We start from the raw sequence: 11460 nt of genomic DNA, 5'->3' as shown, positions 1-11460 counted from the left end.
GTATGATAAGTGGGGTTATCCTGGAAACTGCTTTTTCAAAGCTTCTAGAGAAGCCCAACGTTTGTCAACAGGGTTATCTGAATTGCTGACACTAACGGGTACAATACCCGGACAATTGCGATCGCACAACTGTCGCTGTGGGAGTTCCAAGCACATCTGTTCGTACAACCATTCATTCGGATAAAAATACCCTTGGGGAGACAGGGATTCTACGAGATCGTCAAAAGCGACTTCCCGTTCCAAGGGTAAGTCATCTGTTCGCTCAGCTGTTTCGTCTAACCAAATAATTTCCTTGGTATCAACTGCCAAACGCTGATTGTAGTTTTGCAAGCAGCGATTACAAGTACAGGTAATAATTGTCTCTGCCTGACCTGACACTTCTAAATAATTCCCATGATGTTGTACGCGGATACGACCTCGTACTGGTGTTAAAGTTTCCAGACCGGGCAAAAACTCTTGAACCTGAATTTCTTCTGTTCGCTCAGGCGCTTTGGTTAACTGTGGAATATAAATCGCGTCCATGAGACTTGTGAGACATCCTCACTAAAACTTATATGTATCATTAACGATGCACATCTCTAAGTCTAGCTTTTCTACAAATTACTTTAATAGTTTTCATATTCGGATTTCCGAAATTTTTTCAAAAAAGTTATGGTAATGAATTCTCAAATTTTCACTGCTGTACAGACGCGCCATGGCGCGTCTCTACGATAAATCATAATTCAGCAAGGCGTACAACAAGCTGGCGATGAGGCTCTTTTCCTCGGCTAAAAGTTTCCAAATCGCCAAATTCCTTTAATAAGGTATGAACTTGGCGGCGTTCCGCAGAACTGAGAGATTTAATTTCTACTTCTTGACCCGAAGAACGCACTTCCTCTGCAGCGGCTTCTGCCATGGCGCGAATTTCCGCGTATCTTCTAACACGGTAACCGTCCAACTCAACAGTATAGGAAGCTTGCTCCTCTTGTGGTTGGTTTAAGTTAAGAATAGTATTTGCGAGGTACTGAATCGCATCTAGCACAGAACCGTCAGGGCCAGTAAAAATTGCTATTTGTTCTGGTGTTAAATTGGTTTCTTCAATTGTCAACCAGTAGCTATCTGTTTCCTGGGAATCCTCATAATCTTGGGATGCGGGGGCTGTTTCTATTTCACCCAAGACCTCTACAGAGAGCCCGCTTACTTGCAGGAGAGTTTTTAACCACTTCTGACCCCGTTCCATCCGATTGTCGGTCATTGTCAACCTGTAGCCTTTTTCTTAGAACTTTTTGGTTCAAAAGGCAGTGCTTTTTGCTGTGTGCCTTCTGCCTCTTTTTCCTGAGTATCTACCATTTTTTGCAGTTCCTCAGGTAGAGGTTCACGCATGAGAATATAGGTTTGCAGAGTTTGGAAAATATTACCAATCACCATATACATTAATACCCCAGCCGGCAATGGGAAGAACAAGAACATCCCGGAAAAAATAACAGGGGTAATTTTGTTCACTGTATCTTGCTGTGGGTTAGCACTAGCAGTATTCTGTGTTCCAGAAAGAATTTGGCTGATGTAGAGGGTGATACCAAACAACACTACCATTGCTACAACATCCCAGTGAATTGTGCCATCTGGGTCAATTGCACCAACTCTGCCTAAAGCATCAATAAAAAGGAAACCTTGATTTGCTGCCAATCCGGGAATCGTTCCCTGAATTGTAACATCTCCAGGCTGTAATGCTTCTATGTTCCCTTCAGCATCAATCTTTACCCTTTCTTCCCCTTTGATAATTTTCCATTCAGGGATTAACTGAGTTTGAGGGTGTTCTGCTAGCAGTGCCTCAAATGGTTTGCCTTCAGGCGTTTGATATTCTATCTTTGTGTTTTCTCCCACTGCTAATTTGTTGCCTGCGGGCAGAATGGCACTGACTTTCAGGTGTTCACCCTCAGCAACGTAAATATTTTGGGGAGGAGTGGCAAAGGCTTGGGGTTGAATTCGTTCAATTTGTTCGGCAGGGAAGATTTGCAAGTTAATGCTGTAGTTCACCCCAGCAAAAGGAGATCCCCGCAGAGTGGCAAACAATGCCAGTAAAACCGGCATTTGCAATAGTAATGGCAAACAGCCTGCAAGTGGATTGCCAAATTCTTTTTGGACGTTAAGCATTTCCTCCTGCTGCTTTTGCGGATCGTCCTTATACCGTTCTCTAATTTCTTGCATCCGCTTGTTCATTAGAGGTTGTACAATCCGCATTCGTCGCATATTGCGAATTGAACCAGCACTAAGGGGATAGAGTGCAAAGCGGATGATCAAGGTCAATGCTACGATCGCCAATCCATAGCTAGGTACAACGCTATAGAACAGGTCTATGATTGGCAGCATTACGTTGTTCGAGAGAAACCCGATACCAAAATCCATTATTCTGAATTCAACCTGAGGTACTGTGAATTGACTTAATCTAATTTATCTAAATCGCGATCCATATGCGAATGAACGCATACTACGGATAGCCGCACTTTGTGTGAGGAGCGGTTAATGGCTAGTTGTTTTACTACTAACGACCAACCACTAACAAATCCCTATCCCTTTTTGTTAGCAGCGATATAGCTGGGATTTTTGGCGATAACTTTTTCTTCGATGTAGTTGTAGAGTTCCCGAAATTTTGGAACAGCTCTCATTTCCAGACGACTACCATCTTTCATCGTTAATACCATATCTCCCCACAAGCCAATACCACGAGGCACCTTGACAATTTTCACAATTTCTGAGTATATCACATCGCTCCGCGAACGCCCCATCCAGCCTCCAGTCACGGAAACCCGGCGATCTGTGATGCGGAAACGCAGCCATAGTGCTCTGACAATTGCCCCGACTGTCAATGGTATACCAACCACAGTTAGCCCTATCAGTATATTTACAATCAAATCCCCAACATGGGGGCCGCCTTCAAAATAAACTTCTTCACGAATACCCATTGAACACCTCGGCTTGTGCTAACAACTGCTCTAATTCTTGCAGAAGGTGCTTACTGCTTTCTCCCTAGTATTACCGCTCTAAGATATATGGCTACACCAAAACAGAATCCAAGCTGAGTGCGATCGCTTTTTGTTTGATTTATTTACAATAGGGCAATCGCAATTACGAAGAATACAAAAATCCGGTTGTCATTCTACAGCGTAACTGAGCGATTGCCTTCTGCTACTGTTGTTCCGGTTTAATTATGTTCAAGTTTAATTCAAAAAATATTTTTATACCAATTTCATATGAAGCTGCACACAATTTTTACCCCTCCTAACCTCCCCGAACTTTGGGGAGGTTAGGAGGCGGTGGGGTTCTTTGCATGCATCTTTATATAGAAACGGTATTAAATAATATACAAATATGCACTAATAACAATTGTTGGGCTAGAAGTAAAATAATTATTGTTTCGTAAGTGCGATAGGGAAGTTAACAGAAGACAGCCGTATCGCCGATTATCTCAGAGATTTAAACACTGTCATTGCTACCAGAACCAAGTAGAATACCATCGCCATCTTCACTATAAATGGCGTCAATGCCAGCGCCACCACGTATCACCATCTGTCGTATTATTATCCTTGCCACTGTAAAGGCGATCGCATACAGGGTCGTTAATCATTCCGTCGTGTCGCGGGTCTTCAGCTGAATCGCTCTTAGTTTCATTTCCGTCAATTATGTCGTCTCCTCCTAATCCACGAATCATATCTTCACTAGAGAAGCCTTGAACTGTGTCATTGCCATCATTACTAACAATGTACCTCTGAAATCCATCTACGTATGTAACTGTCATAATTACCTCGCTATGAATTTACAAGCAATACGTACCATCAGAAGTAGACACTGGATGCAGAAAATTGCAGCCATGTCAAGTGAAAGAGCAACATAAAAAGCATATGTTAACAGTCTACTTGACGTTTAAATTTTCACATAACTAGTTTGGAAAAAGTTTACTAAAAAAGAAATTTTAACAAAAACCTGTCTTTAGATAGATACGAATCTGCAATGTCTAATAACCTAAATAGTATAAATAGATGCAAGTGATATCCAGTTATGCAGTTTTGGAAAAGAATCATATTAAGTCTGCTTAATTACTTATTAGCGGTTCTGATTCCTTTAGCACCAGCTACATTACCGTTAGGCGTAGGTAGGGTTGTGCCCCATAACTTGCCACGGTGGGCACTGCCACCCTACAAAAATCTTCGCACCAGCTACATTACCGTTAGGCGTAGGTAGGGTTATGCGGCATAACTTGCTTTACGGCAAGCCTATACCCGGTACTGCGGGTTCATACCAGCTTTCTAAGTATTTCAGTAAAACCAGCAAAGGCGCGAAACCCCTGTTTGCGTTGTTCATATCAATACTGTAAAGATAGTACCCCGTGGATGATTATCTTCGACAGTAATAGTGCCGTGATGTGCTTCGATCGCCATTTTGCAAAAAGCGAGCCCCAAACCAATTTGGGAAACTTCTTGCATCAAAGTTCCAATATTATACTTCTCGAAAATGCTTTGCCGTAATTCTTGTGAAACACCAGGACCACGATCGCTCACTTGAACTTTAGCACCGCCTGCTTCCAAATACTCTGCTCGCAGGGTGATTTGACTGTTAGAGGGCGAGAACTTAATCGCATTAGAGAGCAAATTATCTATCACTCGACGAAAGATAGCTGCATCTACATTCACAAAACCACCTGGTTTGGGTAAGTCACACACAATAGTTAGGTTCTTTGAAGCAGCAAGAGGCTCAATATCTGCCAAAGCTGACATACATAGCGCACACAGGTCTACCTCTATAGAGTTAAGCACCATTCTGCCGGATTCTAACTTTGCCATGAGCAGCAAGCTATCAATTAAGGATTGCAATTGTTGTACTGCGATGCCAATCCGCTCGAATTTAACTTGCTGTTGTTGGGGAGACAAATTTGCAGACTGGAGAAGGTCATTCGATAGGATAATGCTGGCGAGGGGATTACGCAAATCATGGACAATCATGTTAACCATATCTTCTCGCAGTTTCATTAATGCCTGCAAGTTGTCATACTGCTGCTTAATCCGCAACATTGAATGAACTCTAGCGCGTAACTCCGCACCATTAATCGGCTTGCTAATGAAATCATCTGCGCCCGCCGCCAGACACTGAGCCAAATCTTCTTTGGTGTTTAATGCTGTCACCATAATAATAGGAACGACTTGCCATTGGGCATCAGCTTTGATGCGGCGACAAACTTCCATCCCATCTAAATCCGGCATCATTACGTCCAGCAAAATGACATCGGGCTGAAAACTATTGAGGCGATCGAGGGCTTGTTGACCGCTAGGAGCGTAATATAACTGGTAGTTCTTACCATCGAGCAAGGTTTCAACTACATCGAAGTTATCCGGTTCATCATCAATCACCAAAACAGAGGGTTGAGTGTCCATTGATGCTCCTAACTTCTCAGAAGTTGTTGAATTGTCACTGCAAGCTGTTTAAGTTTTACGGGTTTGGACAAATACTCGTTAGCTCCAGCTGCCAAGCAGGTTTCCCGGTCGTTGGGCATGGCTAGCGCCGTGAGTGCAATAATAGGAACACCAAGACATTGCTGCTCTTTACGGATGCAGCGCATTGCTTCGAGTCCGTCCATTTCCGGCATTTGAATATCCATCACAATTAAGTCAGGGCGTTGAGATTTAGCAAGCTCAATGGCTTGTTGTCCGTTCTTGGCTACCAGGAGACGATATCCTCTAGTTTCCAGATAGCTTGACATTGTATCAATATTTGCTTGATTATCTTCTGCCAGTAGAATCAGAGGTGCTTCCGGTTTCGGTTCGGTTATTATAATCATACCAGCAGAATCAGAACCTTGGGGATGCTGCAGTTTCTCTAGAGTTGCCTGGAAATCAGCTCTGGTAATGGGTTTCACTAAATAATCAAAAGCTCCGTGCGCCAATCCTTTGCTACGCTCATCCATAACTGAAACGATAATCACGGGAATTTCTTTGGTTTGTGAGTTTGCCTTGAGTTGCGCGAGGACGTCCCAACCCGATAAGTTCGGCAGTTGAAGATCCAGGACGATCAAAGCAGGCTGAACGCGCAGCACTTCTTCTACGGCTCCTTCGCCTCGCGGATAGACAACGTGTTGCAGCCCAAGCTCGCTGAGATACCGGGTAATCTGGTCAGCTGCAGGAACCGAATCTTCGATAATCAAAACTTGAGCGTTCTCGGCAGTTAAGCTATAGTTGGGCAAGGAAGTTGCTACCCGCAAGATTGGAGAATTATCGCTGGTACGGTAGGGAATGCGGACGGTGAAACAACTGCCTTGCCCTATTTCACTCTTAACTGAGACCGTTCCTCCATGCAGGGAAGCAATTTGCCGTACCAATGCCAAACCTAAACCCGTGCCATTATACTGGCGGTTGAGGTCGCTGTCAAGTTGCACGAAGGGCTGAAACAGCTTGCTGATGTCTTGAGGGGCAATGCCGATACCAGTATCAGTGACGGAGAAGCAGATGTCTGTGCTCTTTTGCTCCTCAGCTTTTTCCGGCCAGACTTCTAGTGCTACAGACCCCCCTTCTGGGGTAAACTTGACGGCGTTAGTCAGCAGGTTGATCAGCAATTGCCGCAGACGAAGTTCGTCTACTTGGATGCTCCCCAGGTTGTCGCAAGTCAGAGTACTGAGGTGAATATTTTTCTTCAACGCCATCTGTTTGATAAAGGTGAGGCTGATATCACAGAGGCGACTCACCGACACATCACCGATTTGCAGTTCCAGTTTGCCAGACTCAATTTTAGACAAATCTAAAATGTCATTAATCAATTCGAGCAAATGCCTGCCACTGCGCTCGATAATGCCGATCGCTTTTGTTTGCCTTTCATTTATAGAACCAAATACCCCTTCCTGAAAACCCTCAGACATCCCTAGAATAGCATTGAGAGGGGTTCGCAATTCATGGCTCATGTTTGCCAGGAATTCATCTTTGAGCCGAGTAGCGCGGGCAAGTTCCATGTTAGCGTTGGCAAGCTGCTCGTTCGTTTGCTGCAGTTGTGCTTCGGCTTGTTTGCGATCGCTGATATCCATCAGTACACCAACGTAACCGATCGCATTGCCATTGAGGTCAGTTTCGGGTAGTATCTGGCAGTAAAACCAGATGATGCTGCCATCCGGGCGCAAACACCTGCCTTCGTTCTGGTAAAGCCGCCTTTCCTTAACGGCTTGAGACCATTGAGACCATTCCATAACTATGCGCTCGCAGTCTTCTGGGTGAATCGTCTGTACCCAACCCATTCCCAACGCCTCCTCTACCGGTCTACCCATCATTTCGCACCAGCGATCGTTGACGTAGACACAGTGACCCGCAGTATCGAACCGAAAAATGCTAACTGGAAGCGCTTCTGCCAACGTTGCGTAACGGTGTTCGCTCTTCCGGAGTTCTTCCTCTGCTTGTTTGCGTTCGGTAAGGTCAAAGTGGCAACCAACCATGCGGAGTGGATTGCCGTCTCGATCCCACTCAATAACGTGACCCGAACAAATAACCCAAATGGTCGAACCATCCTTGTGTCGATATCTCACCTCGTTGTAATAGGGTATCTGTCCGCGACTTTTGATATGTTGGTCAAAGCATTCAAAAACTCTCTCTAAATCCTCCGGAAAAATCAGACTTTGCCATGTCTCCGGTGTATTTGGCAACTCCCAATCTTCATAGCCGAACATCCGCTTGAAAGTTGGGCTTAAATACTCCCGATTCCCAGGGATATCCCAGTCCCAGTAACCGGCAAGGGTTGTTTCCAGGATGTGCTCGAGAATTTGCAATTCCAGTTGCAGTTTCTCCACTCGCTGTCGCTCTTCCTCTGCTTGCTTGCGATCGCTGATATCCGTATGGGTTCCTAACATACGTAACGGTTGACCATTTGTATCCCAAGCTACAATTTTTCCCAGGGAAAGAATCCACTTCCAACCACCGTTCTGGGTACGCTGGCGGAATTCCACCTTGTACTCTGGAATTTCCCCTGCCACATAAGCTCGATAAATACTGGCTGCGTTCTCCCGGTCCTCTGGATGCAATCGCTCTATCCACTTGGCATTGGTTTCACGGAATTCTGCCGGCTCGTAGCCCAGCATGGTAGCATATTCCGGGTTAACGATGGCTTCCCCTGTTTGCAGGTTGAGATCGTAGAGCCCCTGATTCGCTGCCATCAGGGCAAGGCGCAACCGTTCTTCACTCTCCCGCAGAGCTGCCTCGGCTTGTTTGCGAGCGCTAATATCCATCACCACCCCCAGCATCCGTTGCGGTTGTCCGTTTTCGTCGTAAACTCCCCGTCCTTTGGCAGATAGCCAGTGAATACTGCCATCGTCCCAGATGAGCCGATAATCCACATCCAACTCGGTTTGGCTAACCATCGCCACCCTAAGTTCCCGTTCAACCCATTGACGATCCTCTGGATGTATTTGACTTGCCCACTCCTCATATGTTACGTTTACTCTGCTGGGTTCACAGCCCAGACAGCGAAGGGCATTCTCACTGCCAAATAGTTCATTCGTTATGGGGTTCCACTCCCAATAGCCAATGTGAGCGAAATTCAGGGTGAGCTTCAGTTTCTCTTCGCTATCTCGTAGCGCTGCTTTTGCCCGTTGACGTTCTGCCAGTTCTACTTGTACCCGCTCATCGGCGTTCACCTGCTGAATCGCGAGCGATATTTGCACTGCGACTTGCTCTAAAAAATCTAGTTCAACGGATTGCCACTGATGAGATGGAGAACATTGATGGGCAATGAATACTCCCCATAACCGATTTTTAACCAGAATGGGCGCTACCAAATTGCCTTTCACCTGAAGTTTTTCAAGAGGTCGCACTTGACAGCCCGTTAACCCTGCTGGCTCAATATGGTCGATCCCCCCTTTTCTCCCTTTGGTATAGTCGCTTCCACCTCCCTGTTGAGAGCTGCTGTCCTGACTCAATGTCCCCAATGCCATTTTCTTACCTAGCACAACGGACTCCGCAACAATGGTGCCACTCATATCCGGCTGCAATTGATAAACTACTACCCAGTCTGCCTTAAGCAACTGGCGCACTTCTTCTGTTGTGACACGCAGATTTTCTTCTAGTTTCACACACTGACAAATTCGTCTTGCGATCGCGCCAATCAGTTGTTGTTGTGCCCGACTTTGTTCTAGCTGGCGAATGAGATGCATCTGTTCTACTGCACTATGAATTGTACTTTGAAGGATTTCAGCCGTGAGCTTATCTTTAACCAGATAATCCTGGGCACCACTTTTCATAGCGCGGATACCAGTGAGTGCATCCCCCTTTTCTGTTAGCATGATGATAGCAGATTGAGTATTACCCAGGTGCTCCCTGAATTGCTGAAGATACTCTAACCCATGTCCATCACGTAACACGCAATCCAGCAAAATTACATCTGGTATCTCCTGCTGACACCATTTCACTGCCGCTGTTGCCGTCTTAAACCCTAAAATGCGATAAGTATACAGGCTGTCCTGCTGCAAAAAGCGACAAAACCTTACCCGATCTTGGGTGCAATCATCAATCAGCAAAATGGTTAGAGAGGAGCGATGGCTCATAAGTCAAATAGAGGGATGAGATCGAGTTTCAACAGAAATTGTACTTTTTATTCGTCATGTTAATAACTTCCTGTCAGTCAAGGAACATCTGGATAAGGATTTGAAAACATAAACATACAGTACCCATAGCAAAGCGAACAAATTTCCTTCGTATTTCAATAATGCCCGCTTTATCCTTAAAAATCCGATAAAATTTCAAATATCAGTAAATATTTATACTATATTTGTATTTGGGGTTCTACACTGACGCTTGCTTAGTTATCGGGCTGCTTGAAGATATCGGGGATATTGCAGCTGACCAAAATCTAGCGTCTCTTAGTTGCCTGTAATACATAGAGGAAAGTAAACAAGCTTATGCCTCCGTCGAACTATGTCTGCACATTTATCGAAGAAGGGAACTCTTAACAAAGTTTGATACCACAGTCATTGCAGTCAATCCGAGAATAACATCTCAAAAGTGTTCGGATTGTGGCGCAATTGTATGGCAACCAAGGATAGCGAGTATCCAAACGGATAAACCACAACCGAATTTCTGGAACTTCTGAGAATTCCCTCGGATCGCCTTGTTCTAGCGGATAGTTGATATCAAAGCTCAACTGCTGCTCGTTAGTCGCGATCGCTCCCTCTTGCACCAGTTTTTCAATAACTGATATGGCAGGAGAGAGATTTAACGAGTTAATGTGGTCGGTATTGAGTGTGATTGCGATCTTCATTGACTCAGCAGTTACAAAATGAAACTCACGAGTATGTCCGATAATCCAGAGTATCACCAAGTTGCCTTGTTATTACATTCCTTGACCTTTTCGTTTAAGTCGCTAGTTGATTACCCCCGTGTACAAGTCTGAAAAAGGTTACAAGTTTTACCGCTCCCTAGCCCAGACCTGATAAAAGTCCGGCAATTTGATTTCTTGCTTCCCCCTCGATCGGGGGGAACCACTGCGCCATCGCGGTTCCCCGACAGTCCCGCAAGTGGCATGAATTAAGGGGGGATAAATCCAACTTTTTCACCATCATACTAGCTTGATTAAGGGGGGTAATTTTCAGCGGAACCGCACTCGTATAGCAAATAATTATTAACTATTGACAACAGACAAGCCGTAAAGTAGACGTTCACAGTGATTTTAAGCTAAAGTGGTAATGAGTTTGTTTTAAATTAGGGTGTGGCAAAGTTAGGCTTAAAAGGCAAAAAAGATACTCTACATCAACCTGTGGTTTCCTCAAAAAGCCAAACGAAATCACAGGGAAGGGTAAACCTACAAGAGCAAAAGCAGTTGGTACATAAATTAACAAATAAACGTTTAGAAGGCACAGTCAGCCAATTAAGTTAAAAAACTTAAGATAAATATGCAAAAACAAGCGTTATCTACAACACCAATTCGTTCCTTAGAAGATGCTCTCGATCGCTGTCAAGCGTTGGGTATGCGGGTTAGCCGTCAGCGTCGGTTTATTTTGGAACTCCTATGGGATGTAAAAGAGCATCTTTCTGCTCGAGAGATTTACGATCGTTTAAATATACAAGGAAAAGCGATTGGTCATACTTCTGTGTATCAAAATTTAGAAGCTTTATCAAGTCAAGGCATTATTGAGTGTATCGAACGCTGTGATGGGCGTTTATACGGCAATATTAGTGATTCCCACAGTCACGTGAACTGTTTGGATACAAATCAGATTTTAGATATTCATATAGAATTACCCGAAGATTTTATTCGCCAAGTTGAAGAACAAACGGGAGTAAAAATTAGTGACTACAGTATCAACTTTTACGGTTATCGTAACTTAAAAGAAAGCTAATCAGCTGTTAGAGCGTAGGTTGAATTGAGGAACGAAACCCAACAATTTAATTAAATGTTGGGTAACACAAGGGTTTTACCCAACCTACATAATATTTTTAAAAATTTAAGATTTACTTTATAAAT

General features: G+C 44.3%; 8 protein-coding genes and 1 pseudogene. 1 reads left to right on the top strand and 8 read right to left on the bottom strand.

Features of this window, described 5'->3' with window-relative positions; genetic code table 11:
- Positions 1–15: 15 nt before the first annotated feature.
- From ACYRY3_RS09130 to ACYRY3_RS09095, 8 genes and pseudogenes are all read right to left on the bottom strand, one after another.
- The gene (locus tag ACYRY3_RS09130) at positions 16–522 is read right to left on the bottom strand and encodes a YceD family protein (RefSeq protein ID WP_460201379.1); all 507 of its coding nucleotides are present in this window, start codon (positions 520–522) and stop codon (positions 16–18) included.
- 193 nt (positions 523–715) lie between these two features.
- Positions 716–1234, bottom strand: a complete 519-nt coding sequence (locus ACYRY3_RS09125) for a Jag family protein (protein WP_460201378.1) — start codon at positions 1232–1234, stop codon at positions 716–718.
- A gap of 2 nt (positions 1235–1236) precedes the next feature.
- Positions 1237–2385: a membrane protein insertase YidC gene (gene yidC, locus ACYRY3_RS09120; RefSeq protein WP_460201377.1), complete on the bottom strand. Its 1149-nt coding sequence runs from the start codon at positions 2383–2385 to the stop codon at positions 1237–1239.
- A gap of 161 nt (positions 2386–2546) precedes the next feature.
- Positions 2547–2942: a PH domain-containing protein gene (locus ACYRY3_RS09115; RefSeq protein ID WP_460201376.1), complete on the bottom strand. Its 396-nt coding sequence runs from the start codon at positions 2940–2942 to the stop codon at positions 2547–2549.
- 575 nt (positions 2943–3517) lie between these two features.
- The gene (locus tag ACYRY3_RS09110) at positions 3518–3775 is read right to left on the bottom strand and encodes a hypothetical protein (protein ID WP_460201375.1); all 258 of its coding nucleotides are present in this window, start codon (positions 3773–3775) and stop codon (positions 3518–3520) included.
- Positions 3776–4334: 559 nt separating this feature from the next.
- On the bottom strand, positions 4335–5405 hold the full coding sequence (locus tag ACYRY3_RS09105) for a hybrid sensor histidine kinase/response regulator (RefSeq protein WP_460201374.1): 1071 nt from the start codon (positions 5403–5405) through the stop codon (positions 4335–4337).
- 8 nt (positions 5406–5413) lie between these two features.
- Entirely contained in the window at positions 5414–9544 is a 4131-nt protein-coding gene (locus tag ACYRY3_RS09100; RefSeq protein WP_460201373.1) for a PAS domain-containing protein, read from the bottom strand.
- A 479-nt stretch (positions 9545–10023) separates the two neighbouring features.
- Positions 10024–10257, bottom strand: a pseudogene (locus tag ACYRY3_RS09095) (chlororespiratory reduction 6 domain-containing protein); the annotation flags it as partial.
- A gap of 631 nt (positions 10258–10888) precedes the next feature.
- Here ACYRY3_RS09095 and ACYRY3_RS09090 point away from each other — a divergent pair.
- Positions 10889–11335, top strand: a complete 447-nt coding sequence (locus ACYRY3_RS09090) for a Fur family transcriptional regulator (protein WP_460201372.1) — start codon at positions 10889–10891, stop codon at positions 11333–11335.
- Positions 11336–11460 lie beyond the last annotated feature (125 nt).

It is taken from the genome of Scytonema sp. NUACC21 (assembly GCF_054684315.1).
The sequence above is the reverse complement of the archived record's forward strand: the minus strand, read 5'-3'. Positions and strand labels throughout refer to the sequence as shown.